Source organism: Pseudoalteromonas sp. PPB1 (assembly GCF_015356275.1).
Taxonomy (GTDB): domain Bacteria; phylum Pseudomonadota; class Gammaproteobacteria; order Enterobacterales; family Alteromonadaceae; genus Pseudoalteromonas; species Pseudoalteromonas rubra_D.
This window is the reverse complement of record NZ_JACEQV010000032.1, coordinates 18,895-36,136: the sequence shown is the minus strand read 5'-3', so window position 1 is coordinate 36,136 and position 17,242 is coordinate 18,895. Positions and strand designations below refer to the sequence as shown.

Sequence of the window (17,242 nt, the reverse complement as noted above, 5' to 3'; positions counted from 1 at the left end):
TATGGATGCAATTAGCAAAATGTCGCTGATTGAATTAAGTCGCCACTTTGCCTACCTGCAAAATAGCGAATTGTGCTGGCAAAGGCTGGAGCATCTTATTCTGCAACAATGCAAAGAGAACTTTGTTCAGGCGCGCCAAAGCGCTCAGGAAGTTGATGCCATGTCTATCTGGTGGCAAACGTGTTTTGAGCTGCTATCGGCACATCAAATCCAGATCTGCCATGTGAACTATCGGGAAGAGTACATAGAGCTTTTCAACCGGGGCCGGCGATTGTTGATTTACATGGCTGGAAATTATGCGCGGGTGATCAGGGGCAGTCGTTGGTTTTTCCGCGCCGAACACTGATGCACCCCCAAGAAAAGCTCACCATCACAACCAGTGAGCATGACTCTACACTCAACTTTGCCAGTGCTCGACCTATCTGGAACAACCGGGGAGACAGTGCAACTTTGTTAGATGCCAGTTGGGCTGAGATCTGCTGTTGGAAATATGGTGTTGCTGCCCACTGTGAGGTTGCCATTAGTCAGGTTCACTATGACAGAGCGCAGCACGATGAATACGTTGAAATTGCTAATCTGGGATCGGCCTGGGTAGATCTCAGTGGCTGGTCTGTTGTCGGCGATAAATCACAGCAGTTTGAGTTCCCTTCAGGCGCGGTATTACGCCCACAAGGCATGTTGCGGGTTTATACTAGCCTGTGTCATCCACAAACAGGCGGGTTCAGTTTTAACAGTAAACAGGCTTTGTGGATGCGAGAGGGAGGCGAAGCATGTTTGCTTGACTATCAGAGTCGGCTGGTGAGTAAGTTTAGCTGGTGAATCAGGGAGGATAGGTAAATGGTTACGCAAGCTGCCAGCAAAGAGCCTGAGGCCGGGACACCAACCATCCGGTTGAGGCCATGGACGCAACTCATCGAAGAATGCCATGCTATGATGGCATTTGCGTTTCGCAAGGGATTACAGGTACCAGAAAGCACGGTGATCATGCTATATCAACTTGATCTCGAAGATAAAAATGTGGCAGGTGCGCGGGATCTTGCCCGGGTACACAACCGCCTGGCTGAGCTGGTATCACCGGCTAAACCAGAGACCATTTGGCTGATGGCAGAAGAAAGCCATAAGGGATCCTGGTTGTTATTTTTGGGTCGGGTGAAATTGATCCGAAAAATGATGCTGGTGGCGATCAGCTCACTGGTCGCGCTTATTGCACTAAGTCTGTCGAGTTACATTAACAACGAGAACATGGTTGCCAGTATGTTCGATATGGAAGGAACCAGGTTGCTATATGTGCAGGCAATTTTGCTCGCTGCTGCGGCAATCGGGGCCTCATTTTCTGCGCTGTTTAAAGCAAATAGTTATGTGACCGCGGGTTGTTACGACCCCAAATATGAAAGTTCTTACTGGGTGCGCTTTGTAGTCGGTCTGATTGCCGGGATCATTCTTACACAATTGATCCCGATTGACTTGCAAGCAGTAGCCGATGCCACAGCTGCACAGCATCGTGGTACTGAGATCAGCCAGGCTGCGCTGAGAATTACGATGGCATTGGTCGGTGGGTTCTCTGCTAATTTGGTGTATAAAATACTCGACAGAGTGGTTGAAACTGTACAGTCATTTATTGCTCCGCCAACTACTCCTTCACCTGACAACAGTACACAATCACAGGCTCCACATGTGCGTATACAAGAATTGGAGCAACTCACTTCAGTAAGCCTGAGCATCCTTGCTATCCAACAAAAGCTGATCAGCGATCCTGATATTACGCTTGAGCAAATTCAATTGATGCTCAGTGAGTTGATCGATGCAGTGACGTCAAGTCGCCACGCACAATGATAGTACCATGGTCTGATTATGCTTGCTGTCGACTTGCAAAAGTCGTAATGGTAATCAGCCCATGTATTGCTATGACTAAGTGCATAGATTTACAGCAAAAAACAGCAGAAATCCCCCGATAAATTGGCGCGATAAATCTTATTCTGATCCTAGTGTAATGTTCAAACTATGGAGCAGAAAAAATGAGTACATTGAGTTTTCGTTTATGTGAGGCCCCCGATGGGCGTCGATTCGCCTGTTTGTCAGATCAACCTGAAGTAACGGAATTGTTCGATCTGGGTTATACGCTGGCGAGCCGAAATCGGCACAGCGTCATACCGACTTTGCCGCGACAAAGCTGGGAAAGTGAATACAGTGTAACCGGAGAGGCATTTACCCCCTTACAGGTAAAAGAAGAGCTGCCGCAAGGGATCAGGTATGCTTTTAATGCCTTGTTATCTGAACTCATTGAAGGTGTGGATGTGTTGTTTTGCAGTTATGCGCTTGGGAATGCAAATAGCCTCCCTGTTTGTGATGACATCATGGATAGATATCGCACGACCGACTTCGTACTTTTCCCTCAGGCTGCCAATCATAGTAAGGTCTCTGACATACCACCTTACCTGGTTTCTTACAGTTTGCCACGCAACGAGCTGTCAGGTATCGAACAGCATCGTATCTACTGTCAACTAAGTAGTTTTGCGTTTGCGCAGGCTTTTCAGGCCATTATTGAGCAGCGGGTCAAAGCCGCGCAAACATTTTGTGACCTGACTCAAATGACGTCAACGATAGATAAATTGACAGCGCAAAGAGCCATCAATCGTTTTACAGAATGCCTGCGCGCCCATCATCAGCCTAGTCAGTAGCACACGTCTCTCACGGGCTTACTCAGCGCCGCCATGTGTTGAACCAGGAGAGCAAAGAGTTACTTGGTTCAACGTATTACGCAATTTATTTTTCCGGAGCCTTTATGACTTCCTTGTTCCATTTTTATGGCACCTACCTGGCAGGGCTTGCTCTTAACTTTGAACCCAAACGCGCACGTCTGTTGGCGAAATATGCTGGGCAGGGTGTGTTGCAGCGGGTACCGCAAAAGACCCTAAACTGGCATTGCGACTCAACGTACCTTACGCCGATCCAAACGGGGTGTGCGGATAATAATATCGATAGTTTTGGCCCAGCTCACTGTAAACTGGCTTTTTCTCACTTACCGGCTTTTGGTGAGTATGAGCAACGAATGGGTGAACCAGCACTGCTATTAGACGAAGCAGGTTTATCAACTTCCCCCTCTGGGCGGTTGGCTGAAACAATGATTAAACCTCAGTTAAACAAGCTACCCGCCTTTTTGATGTGTCAGCCGGACAGCCGGTTTTCCCGGAGGATGCTCAACGACGTGATTTATAAGTCTCGCTATCACAATGAAGTACAGCGGATGTCTGAAGCTTTGTTTGGTTGTCGCCTCTACGTTTATCAGAGTACCTGGCCTTTAGCGCACTGGCCGGCGCTTTGTCAGAGCTGGCTTGCGACCTGTTATGCGCTGGATTGCTGGCAACACAATAAACCCCTGAAACTGTTTGGCAACGACTGGCAAATGTGCAGAAATGCGCGTGTTCAGGCTATCTACCGTAGGTTGTGCGCTATGTATCCGCAAATGATCAAAACACCGAACAGCGTAAGCCGGGAGCGCTTGTGGACGGCATTGCTCAGTGAATACAAAATGCCTGAACTGGCTGATAAAGGTAATACAGCATCACGGGAAACGGCTTTTTTGGAGCAGGCGCGGCGATATGGCCAGATCACCAAAGCGGGGCGCATTCTGGCATTGAGCCAATTTAGAGAGTCTAACTGGTATAAATTTAATCTTGCCGCTACTTACCATTGCAACTGGCTATCACGGCAATTGCACCACCGTGGCTTTAATCAGTTTGATACCAGGCAATGTCTGGGCTCGGCTTTTGTGTCCTATTAATTCTGCCTGAGGTATCACCGGGTCGTGATTTGACGACCCGGATGATTTGTTAGGAGTGTTGTTGCGTTAGGCGCTTTTCGTCTGGGTTGGGTTTCGGTAGCACTACTGAGATAATGGCGCACGAGCTGTGTACTATGGCCAGCACCCGAAACGGTGCAACAATCGGATCTATCACCACGAATAACACTAAAACGGCATCCAAGGGAAGGCCAAGCGGACCAGAGACCAAAGTCAGCATGGTAAGCATAGATACACCTGAGGAACCTGCGGTAGCAGTACCCGCCAGAACGGACCCAATAATGATCACCATCACTGTAAGCAGATCTATATCGAGATTATATATTTGTACGACAAACACGGTTGCCAGCGCAAAATAAAGCGTTGGGCCAATTCGACACAGGTTGAAAGTAAGGGGCACCAGTAAATCGACCTTTTGCTTTTGATAACCAAATTTATCGGTTAGTGCATTAAGCGCTGCTGGCAGGCTCGCCATTGAATTCGCTGTACCCAGTGACACTGTAATGGGTTCTTTGAGTGCACTAAGAGAATACCAAAAGGTCCCCGTACGATGCCAAAGAACCAAACACATTAGTACAAACCAGCCGACAAAAGTTAGAATCACGACGGGAATAAACTTGATCATGGCCAGGATGGCGTCAGAGCCGATTTGCGATAGCGTTGAGGCAAGCAGGCCGCACAAACCAAATGGAAACACATACATTAGCCACTGGACGAGTTTGCTAAAAGCCGAGTAAATCGCTTCAAAAGAGGTACAGATGTGTTCTGCTACAGTATGTTTGATGGTGCCAATGGCAAATCCGAATAAAATGGCGAAAAACAGTACCTTAATGGTATAGCCATTGGCCAGCGCGGAAAAAATATTGGAGGGGACAAGGGTAAAAAAGAAAGCCTGAAGGAGCGAACTTTCTTTGGGAGGTTGATAAGTTTCATTCAGATCCACCGCCAAATCGACCGCAGATAGGTCCTGGATCACGTTACCTATTGCATCCAGAGAGGCGGTATCCAGGTGGCTGCCGGGATTGAACATCAGGCCAAATAAAGTGCCGGTTGCACTGGCTGCAAAAATACCGCCCAGAAACACCCAGCTCAGGCGACTGACAAAGCGCTGACTGTCCGGTTGATTCAGCAAGCGGCCAATACTCAGAGCAATCGCTGTGAGCAGGATTGGCAGCACACACATAGTTAGCATATCGAGATAAAACTGTCCGAGTGGTGATACGACTTTAATCAATTGGGGTTCATTCAGGCCGATGTGGATACCGGCTCCGGCGCCAATAAAAATGGCCCAGTTGCTTTTTAGATGGTGCAGGTAAAATACAAACTTATTCATGATTACTCCGTTAATAGCGATGGATCTGATTGATGACGTCGTCGTAGTCAAACAACACTTTGTCGGCATTCAGGTCCAGTGAGAGGTTATCGAGATAGGATTCAAGCAGTGCTCTTAAGAAGTGCGCATTAGGCGCTAAAGCAATGCCTTTCGGGTCATAGTCTTTTTCCAACACCACGGTGAGCAATGACATAGCATTGTTTTTATTGTCGACTATGACTTTTTTTACCTCAGCTTCATCGCGAAAAGCCGCAATCACCCGTTGTGCTTTGAGGGCCTGGATGGCGTCCTGCCAGGTGGGATAGGGCACTATCGTCATCTGGCTGAATCTTTGCCGGGCATAGCCGACGTAGGAAGAATTGCCAATTACCGCCAATTTGCCCTGTAGTGTCTGGATAGTTTCAATTTTGCTGCGGTTGTTGAGTTGTTGCTGAAGCAAAATACGATTAACCAACAGGCCTTTACGCAATCGAATATAGGGGCGGGTGAACAGTACCCGGCTGGCTCTTTCAAAGGTGATACTGAGTTTACAGATGGCCAGATCAGCTTTGTCCTCGGCAACCATATCAATTGCCTGGTTCAGGGTTTTCGCACTGCGATCAAAGCTCAGCGTAACGCCCAGCTTATCGGCAAAGCCTCTGATCAGCTCTACGTCAACACCGGTCAGCTTGCCTTGGGTGTCATGGTAGTAAAACGGGGGCGTGTCTTTGTGATACATTGCAACACGCAATGTGCCTCGACTGAGTATTTTGGCCAGTGCAGGTGCCTGCTCCAGGCTTGGCGAGTCGGTTTGCGTCTGAGTTGCGAAGGTACTGGGGGTAAACAAACAACATAGCAGACAGAGTAGAAAAAAAGGGTTAGATTTCATGGGCGTGTCCTTAAAAGCGATATTTGGTTGATAGCTGAATACGGCGCAACCAATGTGTTTGCTGATTGGTTAACACTCGACGAACCAGTGCGTACTCGAGCCCGATGTACATTGCCGTGGAAAGCTGATGGATTGTGTTGAAGTGCAGTGAGGTAAATTTATAAGACAGAGGGCTGTCAGAGGTAATCGATTTGGGGTGCGAGATATGCACTGTACCCAGACTTAGGTTACTACGCCAACGCTCATCAAAGCGATACTGATAGGCTAGATAGCCTCCACCGCTGTTGAGTAAATTGAGTCCGGTAGGTGTCAGGTAAGCGGCGTAATTGTTGGCTTCCTGTGTATAGCGTCCTAGTCCTCTGCCATACCCTAAATAGCCTTTCAGCGTTGTATTTGAACCAAGAGTAAGCTTAGTTGATAAGCCAACACCAAACGCATGTTCAGTTTCTGATTGGTTTGACTGAGTGGTGTTTTCGAGTTTCAGTTGACGGTAAACCGACTGCAAAGAAACATGCCCTGAATTGAGTGTCAGGTGTGCCCGGGCGCTCATATCAAACAAGGGGTCGACACTGTTGTAATCGGATTGTGCTGAGGGTTCAGTACTGACGTAATCAGTTTGTGGATTTTCTGCGGCCACACTTAATTGCCAGTTGGCGTGTCTGTAAGTGTATCGGATCTGACTCTGACGCAGCATGGACTGGCCTGCTTCGTTGGCAAAGTCGAGCGTCTCGGGAAAACTCGTGACATCGACAAAGTTCGACCAGTTTTGACCAACTTGCCAGTGCCCGGTATCTATATAAGCGAGCCTGAGGCGCGGTGTGGACCCATTTGCAATTTTCTCACTGCCTGAGCTGGGAGATGAGCCCTCAGCAAAAAAGTCTAGCTCCAGTACAGCTGTCAGGCTGGAGTGCTGGTCACTTTGCCAGCTTGCTCTGACTCGTGACTCTCTGGCATGAATCCGGGTTGTGTTGGTTGGCTCCCCTTGTCCTAAGGTCGCATAATCTGTTCGATCACCACTGTGTCCTGACAGCTGGTAGAGTGCATCGACTTTTATGTAGCCTGACAGGCTAAGTTGCGGGGGGGCTGCGTTTGCGCTTGTACTGATAAGCACTGAACTCAGTGCAAACAGAAATGGCTTTTTCACGATTTTTTCCTTCTTTTACATAATTAACAGGAGCTTAGCTTTGGAGTGAATAGGATGCTGAGGGGAAGCGCTGAAGTAATCGGGTAAAACGCGGCAATGTGTTTAGCGGTACATAGAGAGGTTTAATAAAGCCATGTCTGTGGTGTGGTTGCCCGGGTGGTCAAAGAAGTCGGCAAAGGTCTATTTCTGTGACGACCCGGGGATATTTATATGACGTATTGTGAGTAATTTGCATTGCTATCAGGGGTGACAACGCACCGCCTGTTGTAAGCGCTTTTTATATTCGCGAGGAGGTACCTGGGTATAACGACGAAAGATCTTTTCAAAGTGACTGAGATCGCCAAACCCGACATCCATGCAGAGATCAGTGATCCTCATGTTGGGGTTTTTTTCGAGCATACGGCAGGCATGTCGTATTCTTAGCTCAGCAAGAATTTGTTTAAAGCTTTTGCCGAGTGTGCGTTTAAATAAGTAGGACAGGTGAGAAGGGCTGACAAATGCGTTGGCCGCCAGCGTGCCAAGCGAAAGGTCGTGTTGCCAGTGTGTACTGATGTAGCTGAGCGCTTTTTGCATGCTAGGATGAAACTTGGCAAACACACTTAACTCCTGATCCAGTAAGGCCTGAATACAGCGTGTTGTTATGTGCTCGTTTGAATACTGGTTATCAGTTACCAGCTGCGGACATAATTCTTTGATATGACAGACATCTATCTCAGGACGTTGTGTGCAGGTCAGTAAGCGAAGTACCGTTTTTTCAAGTTCTTGTGTGTTGTTGGGCCAATGGTAATTGCAAAAAATTTGCCGAGCGGCTTCGCTAAATCGTTGTTCCCGGTACAGTCGATGCCGTTTTGTAAACACATCCACCAGCGGCAATATATCTTCATGACGTTCGCGCAGGGGCGGCAGGGTGATTGAGAAGAAGTTTATTTTTTGCCACAGAGAGCCGGAGAACCGACCTTGTGTAATGCGTTTTTCTATATTTTCGCTGCTGGCCGTAATTAACCTGATTTGTTGCAGGTTAACTGTCGACTCAGTACCGATATGGTTGCTGCGAGTTGTGAGCATATCACATAACAGACCCTGTTGGCTTTGACTGAGGCTTTCCAGATTATTAAGAAATACACAGCCACGCTTGAAGCGACCAGCAATAAAGTGAAGCTTTTCAGAAAATTGTGTGTCATTCAGGCTCGCACAATCGATTTCATAGAAAGCATGTGCACTGGATGGGCCGTTAAAATGCAACTTGCAAGCTACGTCAAGCACTTCGCTACCCGGCTCTGCCTGGATAAATACGGGGCAACCGCTTTCAGCGATCCGTTCAATGGTTTTTTCCAATGCCATGATGGGCTCACTATACCCCATCAGGGTAATGGCATGCCCAAGGTGATGATGTGACAGAGACTGGACAGAATTACGCCTGACTAACACGGCGAGTTGACTGGTGATCAGCGATAATTGGTTTTGATTTGGCTGTGTATCCTGGTTCTTGATCAGATTAAGGGCACCAATTTTTTTGCGCTGATAAACAATGGGAAAGCTATGTTGTTCGGCTTTTGTGCAATGATTGTCCTGATTGAAATAGATGTGTGTTCTGGCCGGGTTGTTGAAGTCGCTGACTTCCAGTTGCACCTGTTTTAGCAGGTGCGGTGGCAGCCGGCTATTCAGATAACGGGTGAGTGATTTTGTGAGTGGCGCATGCTGTTCAAAAGGCGACATCTGGCGTGTAGCTGGGTGGTTTAACTCGTTCATCGTTGACTCCAAAGCAATAACAACTTTGTCTGTCCAAACTCCTTTTTAAGCAATAAGTCTGCCTATTCAGTGACTTATTACCCGGCTGTATGGCTGCAAACAAGGTTTTTTAGGTGGTTGATGAATACAAGTTAAGGAATTTATTCAGGATTCAATCGGGGTAAACTACGAAGTATTAGTTACTTCTCATTACACATGGGTTAATTTTAATTGAATAAGATGGGTTTTATATGTTTAATTTAATGCTTTTGCACTCAGCTCTGTATTGGTTAAGAGATTTTATTGAGCTTGGCGCTGTGATTTGAGTTTGGTAGAGTAGCAGGGTGTGAAATAACCTGAAAAAGGAACAACTGGAATGGCAGGTATTATTGAATTGACAGCATTACTTAAAACCATGGAACCTGTTTTGCATGAGCCCGAATATGTTTTTTGTACTGTATCGGGCCGCCTTGATGAGTATGTGCCACTGAATCCCATTGCAACCTTTCAGGAACAAGAGGGGCTAACACTGATAGTAGAAAAAGCGGCGGCACAGCAGTATGGCCTTGAGTATGAAGGCCCATTTCACCAGATAACTTTGAGTGTTCACTCCAGTCTGGAAGCCGTTGGCCTTACAGCTGCCGTTGCGCGATGTCTGACCGAACAGGGCATCAGTGCCAATGTAGTTGCCGCGTTTTATCACGATCATATTTTTGTACAGACCAACCATGCGCAGGCTGCTTTGAGCGCTCTGACTACTTTGGCGGCATCAAGCTAATTGATACAAAGGTCTAGTCATTTATCAAATTTACAAAACGGCTATATCTGAAATAATCTCGCTCTTGCGTGTGATTGAGTGTGTTTTTATGGTATTTGATAACGCCACTCATTCTGCCAGAGCTGCCACCGCCTCTTAGTGTGGCAGCCTCTTTATCACTCAGGCAAACTGTGCGGCCTTTACTTGTTAGTGGGGTTTGCATTTCTCCGATAACCTCGCTATTGCACGCCAGTTCCCCAGCATAGCTATGGTTTAATAGCGGTGCAGTACTGTTAGTAATTTGCGTCAATAAATAGGATTGCCCGCAAATTCGTGCAGCCTGACCAAACTGATACTTTAGACCTAACAACAGTGCGTCGAAATCATGAGATGAAATAGTAACCAGGTTTTTATAATGCGTGCTGCCACTGATTGCTTGTGTTTCCAGTTGAGCATAATATGAGGCAGCATCCAGGTTGAGTCCATCCAGATCATAGTGTTGCAAAAAATCGACCACACTCTGACAAAACCCCTGGCAGCCATTAATGTCCTGGCTAAGGTAGCGCCAACCGTTATCATCAGGTGAAAGGCTGAGCAGCAAGCGGGTATTAGGGTAGTTTGCGCGCGTTGCATCCAGATGTGCCTGAAAGGCGTTGGTACCGCCGACTGCGACGAGCCTGGCCCCGTCCAGACCAGCAGGTCTTACCTGTACACCACTGATATACATCACTTTTTCGCATGTTGTATTGCGGTTTTCGGCCTCTACTGGGCGAGAATTATAATCAAAAGTCATAACGATAACTTAATAGTTTACCTATCTGGGACAATACTATGAAGAGATTTGCTCACGCACACCATTACACCAGTATTACACCTTCTTACATGCACTAGCAGGAGATGTTTTGTTGTGGTAAAAGGAATAATAATTGGCGGATTTCATTGGTGTTTTTCTAAAACACGGAGTAAGCTGAACAGCGAAATAACCGATAAGGAATGACGAAGATGCAAAACAAAGTTATGAGTGTAGAACTTAACAGCAAGAGTTTTCTGTTTCGACTTAGCCCGACGGGCACGAGTGAACAGTGGGGTTTGAAATACTACGATCAGGAGTGTGGAGAATATAAGTTGGTATCGGAGGATGCGCAACTCAATGTTGAGTTTGATTTGGGTGATATACCTGGCATTTCAGATAATGCTCGGCGTGCCTTGATCTCCAAACAGCAGGCTGTTTTTATTGTAGAGATGGAAGAGTGCACGTCAGGAGATTGGCGCTTTTGGCAAAACGGTATTTCTCTGTCCAGTGAGCAAGATGCACAGGATTATAATCTGACGACAGAAATTCAAAGCTCAGGTAAAACCCTGGTTCTGACGATTGATAATGTGCTTCGTAATGCCGCTCTGCCGGGTGACATGTTTGAAACCATCGACTTCCGTTTCGTTGCTGTGAGATTAAATAACTCAGCGGGTCAGCTGAACGAGATATTCTACTCTCAGGACCCTAGAGTAGGTGTACGAAGAAATAAACCAGCCTAAACAGCATCAAACTTCTGAAGGTTGAGGGCTAGTTCTGCATAGCGGGCTTTCTTGTGTCAATAATGCGAGAAAGCCTGGATTACCGCACAAAGACCTAAACCAGGGTAAGTTAAACCAAACTGTGCCATAACCCACTTCTAATGCGGCTTTGGCATGAACGATTGCAGACGTTTGTTCATTGGCCAAGGCGTAAACCAGCGCTGCCGTGAAAGCATATTCACTGTTGTCAGGGGAAAGCTTAATTGCACGATTTAAGGTGCTGATAGCTTGCTCAAATTGACCCAGTTGGGCATGAGCTTGCGCTCTGTCGAGTAATTCATACATTGAGTGCTGATCTGCATTTAAATGGATGACACGTTGATAATGTTGAGTTGCTTCCTGCATATTGCCATTTAGCTTTTCTATGTCCGCAAGGTTCAGTAAAAACAAGGTATTATTTTCGACATCAGGCAAAGATCTGGCTACTTCCAGCGCTGCCGGGTATTGTTGATCTAGCATCAGGGTCAATGCCAGCATATTCAAATCCATTGGTTGAGGATCTTTTTGCACAACGACTTGATATCGTGTGATGGCTTTGTCCAGTTGCCCCTGTATCATAAAGATGTCAGCAAGTAGTTGGTTAGCCAGGTAGTCATCGGGTGTGATTTCAATAATCTTATTCAACAGGGAGATAGCACGTTCAAACTGACTATTTAAATACAGGTCATTGGCAAGGTTAAACATCACAAAGGTGCTACTGCGCAAAGAAAGCGCCTTCTCAAGGTGCTCAATAGACTGATCGAGTGCGCCTTGTTTTTTTGCTTTACGAGCTAAAATAATTTGCGCGTCATAGTCACTTAGTGACCTGGCTGTGGCTTTTTCGTAGTGTACGTCAAAGGCTTGCATATCATTTTTTTCCAACGCCAGAAGCATCATTTCTCTTTGAAAAAGTACACTTTGTTTATAGCTTATGGGTGCATTATTAAGCTTCATGCTTAACCGAGCCAGTATCGCGTTATCTTTACTTTGATGATAAATATTTAATCCAACATCGACCAGCAGAGTATACGCGGCAGAAAGTTCTGGGGCGTCAGTTAAAAGCGCTTCCAGCCTGTTGAGGCTATCGATGTTGTAAGCACCGTTGGTGTTAACATCTTCATATATGGCAAGATAATCCAGATATTCTTTTTGGTTTATTTTCCAGCGCTGCACTTTTTTTGGTGCAATTTCCCCAAATAGCTTTGCGGCATGTTGCTGAGCCGTATAAAAATTATTCAGGTGTGTATTGGCTGGCATGGGCCAGGATATTTGCTGCTGAACCGTCCACTTGTCGCCGTATAACCTGCTGAATGTGACTTCGCAGCTGGCATCAGAGCAGTCTATTTCACTGGTAATGATATCAGTGGCACCTGTAGCGCTAGCCACTTCCTGTAGACTGGAATAGGCCTCATGGTTATAAACCACCAGTTCCAGTCCTTCATTTTGCAAAATGTATTGTCTGATAGCTTGATTGATCGTTGCACTCACTACATTTTTTTGCGGTGGCTTTAGCACCGCAATATAACGGGTGGTATCTGTGCGCTCCGAGCTATTCCAGGTCAGGAAAAAGGTGATGAGCGTAAACACCATGATGCAAAACGAAGCCAAAAATACGACACGACGATTCGTGTACCAACTTATCTTAGGTGCCTTGTTTTGCTGTTCAGGTGCAGCGTGCAGAGGCACTGTTTCTTGTTCCAATATCGCATTTTGTGTGAGTGCTATCAGAATGTGTTCAAGACGCTTGGCTACTTGCCTTGCATCCGCCGGGCGCTCTTTGGGGGAGGTTGAAAGCAGTTGGTTCAACAAACAGCAAAGCGGCTCAGGCAGAGCTGGAATGATCTCATCGGCGTTGTCATACTCACCCGTTAAAATACGTCCACGTATATTGGTTTTGCCAAATGGATGGCGTCCACTGATAAGTTCATACGCTAATACGCCAAAAGAAAATAAATCCGATTGAGGAGTCAGGGTATCTCCTCGTAACTGTTCGGGTGAAATTGCCAGTATACTGCCATGGCTTTGATGCACTTTGGCAGTATGTTCATCTTCATGTGCCTGAGTGAGACGTGCAATGCCAAAGTCCGTGATTTTAACTTGCTGATTTGTATCGAGCAGGATATTTGACGGCTTAAGGTCACAGTGGATCACACCACATTGATGGGCCGCTGCAACACCATTGGCGATTTGTATCAGTAGTGTGAGCTTTTGCTCGAGGCTCAGTATGTGAGTTTTCTGGTGAAAAAGTAAAGTATTGCCATCAACGTACTCCATAATCAGGAAGACCTGTGAGGGCGTAGTTATTATATCGTAAAGTTGAACGATGTGAGTGTGATTTAATCTTGCGAGGATCTGTGCTTCTGCAATTGCGACAGAGATATCTTCGTCTGTGCCATGCATCTTAAGTCGCTTGATAGCAACCTGGCGGTTGAGTCGGGTATCTTCTGCGAGTAATACTTCGCCCATTCCTCCTTCCCCTAACACTTTTATAACATGATAATGTTCGGGTAAGTCAGCTTGCTGGACTCTGAGATTGTGATCCGCTGGCTGCGTTGTGTGTGAAGGTTGGTGCGATTTATCCATGTTATCTATTATCTTGTGCCTTACGGATGGCAACGCGTTAAACGTATTTCTTGTGCCGGGAAAGTGGCCTTGAACAGTGCCATATGTACCGAATTGTCATAGTAACGTTTAAGCAAATCAAATGCCAGCTTATCCGATCAGAGGCCAGTAGTGACTGTTTTGAATATGACAATACTTAGGTGTAATGTGGTGAAATCTGTGTTTTCAGTAAACGGTGTTATGCTTATGAAGGGACAGTAAACTGGGATTTGGCACAACACATTGTGTGACAGCCTCCCAGAGCCGTTATCGAGGAGCGACTATGGCCACGTTAAAGCATAAACAGCAATCTAAGTATTTATATTTAAAGTCATTTCATCGATTTGGGCGACTCAAACACTCCGTGGATAGCTGCTTTGATGAATTGGCTATTTCGCGGATCCATGCCGTTATTGAATGGCAACAGGGCTACTGGTTTTTACGTGATTTGAGTCGTAATGGCACCTGGTTAAATGATGTCAGAGTGCCTTACAATCAGGATGTTGCATTAAACATCAATGACGAAATTCGGTTTTCCGACTCAAGTTGTCACAGTTTCTGTGTCACAGACTTAGCACCACCCGAAGATTTGCTGGTGCCATATAGTCATGATGAGCTTGTCGATGGACAAGAGCCGGTGATTCAGTTGGAGAACTATCATTTGCTACCCAGTGAATCGGATCCCGAGCTGATAGTGTATTTCAACAGTACGGAGCAATCCTGGTGTTATGAGGAGGTCGGCTCTGAACATCCTGTTAGTATTACCGATGGTGAGCAACTGCGGTTTGCGCAACAGGTTTGGAGTTTGATCCAGACACGAGCAAGTCAGCAGGAGTGTACAGCGGAAGTAACTGAAACGGATCCAGCCGATTTGGAATACTTATTTACACTGAGCCAGGATGAGGAGTACGCCGAATTACAGGTGAAGCAAGCGCAAGAGAAAGTCGATTTTGAAACCCGGACACACCATTATCTGACCGCACTATTGGCGCGTTACCGGGTAAAAGATATGCAACATCAAGTCGATGATGCGTCGCAGGGATGGGTGTCGGTGAAGCAATTGTCGCGTGATTTGGGACTGACAGAGAGTCATATCAATATCCAGATCCATCGTGCGCGCAAACAGTTTGTTGATCGTATGAAAGATAAATCCATGGCTGAGTCTCTTATTGAACGCAAGCGGGGGAGAGTTCGTTTTGGTGGCAGGCATTTCAGCATTGTCAAAGGTCAGCAGCTTGAAGCGTCTACCTTATATCAACAGCATGATGAGCTAATGGTAGGTTAGCGAAATACTTTGCTTTGTTGCGACCTAGTAGTCAGGATAAGCCCAAATCGTTTTTGGACTTATCCTGTCTTGGCAGGGTATCATGTCACGTAATTAAATTGAGCCGGTTATAAGGCCTGTCCTGGTTTGTGAGTGGGCAAATGGTTAATAGTTCAGGCCCCACCGAAATTCAATGTTAAGTGCCTGGCCTTCGATCACTTTGCCATTCGTGTCCAGATTGACGAGGTACCGCCATTGCGTTAATGCATCAATCCCAGCCTGGTCAAAAACGCCTGTAGGGCTTGATTCTAAGACCGTAATGTTTACGGGCTTTCCCTGACTATCGATATCAAATTGTAGCGATATATGGCTTTCAATTCTCTGGTAAGCTGCTTCTCTCGGATAGTCGTATGGCACTTGATATTTAACAACGGGCTCCTTGGGCAAAGAAAACCTAGGTTGTTTCGCTTGCTCTATCTTCACTGAGGTGAGTGCGACAAAACTGGCGTAGACATCTGACTTTTGTGAGCTTTTATTCATTTTTTCTCTGAGTGCACTCATTGCCGCTTTATCGTCCTGCTGTAAGGCAATATAAAGCAACACCGGGTCAAGATATCTGTCTGCTGATATCCCCATATATGTGTAATAGGCGCCGATCTTACTTTTAGCTTCATCAAAATACCCCAGTCTAAATAATCTGAGAAGTTCAAGGCGTAACAGTGTCGCGTGTTTTTCTGAGTCCAAATGTTGCCCGGACAGCGCGGCTTGTGCGTAATACACCACCATATGGTCCATTTGGTTGCGATCGTGCACCAGCGCAAGTTGATAGTTTATTGCAGCAGTCTCAGCCTTAGTACCTGGGGTTAGGCCCTCTAAAAGTTCTATTGCAGGGAGTATTTTACCTGAACGGCTCAGTGCATTAGCCCGCTCAAGCTTGGCTTGAATTGATTTGCTGATTGGGCTGTTTTTACGTTGTTGATGGCACTGATAGGTTAGGGGGTTGCAGTGCCCGATTGCATCCGCCATGGTCCGATGAGATTGACCGGAAGACTGGCAGCCGCTCAGTGCAATAAGTGCTGCGAGTTGTAGATAAAGTAATTTCATTTTCATGTTAATTATCCCAGTTGCTCAGGTCAGATTATATCATATGGCAGCATTTGGCTGGTGAGTTTTCAAATTTGCATACAAAGTGGACAAATACACGATTTGGGTGTTTCAGGCCCGCGACATCCTCATATCAGTAAGTGGACACTCAACTATTCGCTAATCTACGTATTTTTACAATTGGAATATATTAAGACACTATTGCCAGAAGTGAACTATAGGTTATTATTGCGCACAAATGGATATTCTCGCTTGCTCAACGGGGGAGAATAGGAGTGGCGGCAGAAACCTGTTTACAGTGGACGCCGTGAGTACAGTTGCTGATTGAGAGCAAAGTAGATTAAACAAAAGAGCAATATGAAAACGTTAACACATTTCTTTTTATTGGGTTTGATGATTTTAGTCGCTGGGTGCGCCAGTAAACCGCTGACGCATGATTATCAGGGCAATATCAATATACGCACATTGCAAGTAGAGCTGGCACCGATCAGAGATCCAGATCAAAACTTGTCTGGTGATTATTCAGAGTTAACCAAAGCCATTAAGGGCGTGCAGGAGATCCTGGACATGTTTGACCCGGCTCAGAGAAATGAGTTGATGGAGCAGTTACATACTTTTGAAACGACTCTGGTTGATGGCATTCGCCAGCGTGCTGCACTGCCACTGAACCCTGTTACAGAGTCTGAAGTGAGCATGCAATACGGTGACAATAACGAGCTGTTAAGCGTTGAGTATGATTATCCACTGGTTGATGGTGCTTATCTTAACTTGTTTGTGACCATTTATTATACTGAGCGCTCGGACTTGGCGGTTGGCGCACAAGAGCTAAACGCCAACTTTATTGAGCTAAGGCCAGAAATTATCCTGCAAATTGATGGCTACAATGAAAAGGGAGAGCTGTTCTGGCGTCAAACAAGCCGCTATGAGTCACAAGAAATGTATAAGTTTGGCGACCAATATATTCTTGGCGTACCAACTGAGCGCCTCAAGGAAGCACAAATTTTCCTTGTGCCAATGGCCAAAGGCGTTACCGATAATTTGCAAATTTTAAGCGAGGCTAAGTAACTTTTCTGTTCGCTAAGGCCTTTGCGAT

Annotated in this window: 16 protein-coding genes; 9 read left to right on the top strand and 7 right to left on the bottom strand. The window is 46.2% G+C overall.

Features of this window, described 5'->3' with window-relative positions:
- The first annotated feature begins 1 nt into the window (after position 1).
- The 5 genes from IY568_RS22065 (at position 2) to IY568_RS22045 (ending at position 3,781) form a co-directional block, all read left to right on the top strand.
- The gene (locus IY568_RS22065) at positions 2-346 is read left to right on the top strand and encodes a hypothetical protein (protein WP_194868721.1); all 345 of its coding nucleotides are present in this window, start codon (positions 2-4) and stop codon (positions 344-346) included.
- Entirely contained in the window at positions 322-819 is a 498-nt protein-coding gene (locus IY568_RS22060) for a lamin tail domain-containing protein (protein WP_228553510.1), read from the top strand. Before IY568_RS22065 ends, IY568_RS22060 begins: the two co-directional genes overlap by 25 nt.
- Positions 820-837: 18 nt before the next feature.
- Positions 838-1,833 (top strand): hypothetical protein, encoded by a 996-nt coding sequence (locus IY568_RS22055; RefSeq protein ID WP_194868719.1) that lies wholly within the window; start codon positions 838-840, stop codon positions 1,831-1,833.
- A gap of 182 nt (positions 1,834-2,015) precedes the next feature.
- Positions 2,016-2,678, top strand: a complete 663-nt coding sequence (locus IY568_RS22050) for a hypothetical protein (protein WP_194868718.1) — start codon at positions 2,016-2,018, stop codon at positions 2,676-2,678.
- Between the two features lie 104 nt (positions 2,679-2,782).
- Positions 2,783-3,781, top strand: a complete 999-nt coding sequence (locus tag IY568_RS22045; RefSeq protein WP_194868717.1) for a hypothetical protein — start codon at positions 2,783-2,785, stop codon at positions 3,779-3,781.
- Positions 3,782-3,830: 49 nt separating this feature from the next.
- Here the strand turns inward: IY568_RS22045 and IY568_RS22040 are convergent, their stop codons facing one another.
- The 4 genes from IY568_RS22040 to IY568_RS22025 form a co-directional block, all read right to left on the bottom strand.
- Positions 3,831-5,132, bottom strand: a complete 1,302-nt coding sequence (locus IY568_RS22040) for a dicarboxylate/amino acid:cation symporter (protein ID WP_164517617.1) — start codon at positions 5,130-5,132, stop codon at positions 3,831-3,833.
- Positions 5,133-5,142: 10 nt separating this feature from the next.
- The gene (locus IY568_RS22035; protein ID WP_194868716.1) at positions 5,143-6,000 is read right to left on the bottom strand and encodes a substrate-binding periplasmic protein; all 858 of its coding nucleotides are present in this window, start codon (positions 5,998-6,000) and stop codon (positions 5,143-5,145) included.
- Between the two features lie 10 nt (positions 6,001-6,010).
- Positions 6,011-7,144 (bottom strand): DcaP family trimeric outer membrane transporter, encoded by a 1,134-nt coding sequence (locus tag IY568_RS22030; RefSeq protein WP_194868715.1) that lies wholly within the window; start codon positions 7,142-7,144, stop codon positions 6,011-6,013.
- 240 nt (positions 7,145-7,384) lie between these two features.
- The gene (locus tag IY568_RS22025) at positions 7,385-8,893 is read right to left on the bottom strand and encodes a helix-turn-helix domain-containing protein (protein ID WP_125563685.1); all 1,509 of its coding nucleotides are present in this window, start codon (positions 8,891-8,893) and stop codon (positions 7,385-7,387) included.
- 355 nt (positions 8,894-9,248) lie between these two features.
- Between IY568_RS22025 and IY568_RS22020 the strand changes: the two genes are divergently transcribed.
- Positions 9,249-9,650, top strand: a complete 402-nt coding sequence (locus IY568_RS22020) for an ACT domain-containing protein (RefSeq protein ID WP_125563683.1) — start codon at positions 9,249-9,251, stop codon at positions 9,648-9,650.
- Positions 9,651-9,663: 13 nt separating this feature from the next.
- On the opposite strand, the gene IY568_RS22015 is transcribed toward IY568_RS22020, so the two are convergent.
- Positions 9,664-10,422 carry a hypothetical protein gene (locus IY568_RS22015; RefSeq protein WP_125563681.1) on the bottom strand — a complete coding sequence of 253 codons (759 nt, stop codon included), beginning with the start codon at positions 10,420-10,422 and terminating at the stop codon, positions 9,664-9,666.
- A 209-nt stretch (positions 10,423-10,631) separates the two neighbouring features.
- Here IY568_RS22015 and IY568_RS22010 point away from each other — a divergent pair, with 209 nt between their 5' ends.
- Positions 10,632-11,162 carry a hypothetical protein gene (locus IY568_RS22010; RefSeq protein WP_125563679.1) on the top strand — a complete coding sequence of 177 codons (531 nt, stop codon included), beginning with the start codon at positions 10,632-10,634 and terminating at the stop codon, positions 11,160-11,162.
- 6 nt (positions 11,163-11,168) lie between these two features.
- Here the strand turns inward: IY568_RS22010 and IY568_RS22005 are convergent, their stop codons facing one another.
- Positions 11,169-13,763, bottom strand: a complete 2,595-nt coding sequence (locus IY568_RS22005; protein WP_194868714.1) for a serine/threonine-protein kinase — start codon at positions 13,761-13,763, stop codon at positions 11,169-11,171.
- Between the two features lie 301 nt (positions 13,764-14,064).
- On the opposite strand from IY568_RS22005, the gene IY568_RS22000 reads away from it, so the two are divergent.
- Entirely contained in the window at positions 14,065-15,066 is a 1,002-nt protein-coding gene (locus tag IY568_RS22000; protein WP_125563675.1) for an FHA domain-containing protein, read from the top strand.
- A gap of 144 nt (positions 15,067-15,210) precedes the next feature.
- On the opposite strand, the gene IY568_RS21995 is transcribed toward IY568_RS22000, so the two are convergent.
- Positions 15,211-16,155 carry an energy transducer TonB gene (locus IY568_RS21995; protein ID WP_194868713.1) on the bottom strand — a complete coding sequence of 315 codons (945 nt, stop codon included), beginning with the start codon at positions 16,153-16,155 and terminating at the stop codon, positions 15,211-15,213.
- Between the two features lie 351 nt (positions 16,156-16,506).
- Between IY568_RS21995 and IY568_RS21990 the strand changes: the two genes are divergently transcribed.
- Positions 16,507-17,214, top strand: coding sequence for a hypothetical protein (locus IY568_RS21990; protein ID WP_125563670.1), 708 nt, complete (start codon positions 16,507-16,509; stop codon positions 17,212-17,214).
- Positions 17,215-17,242 lie beyond the last annotated feature (28 nt).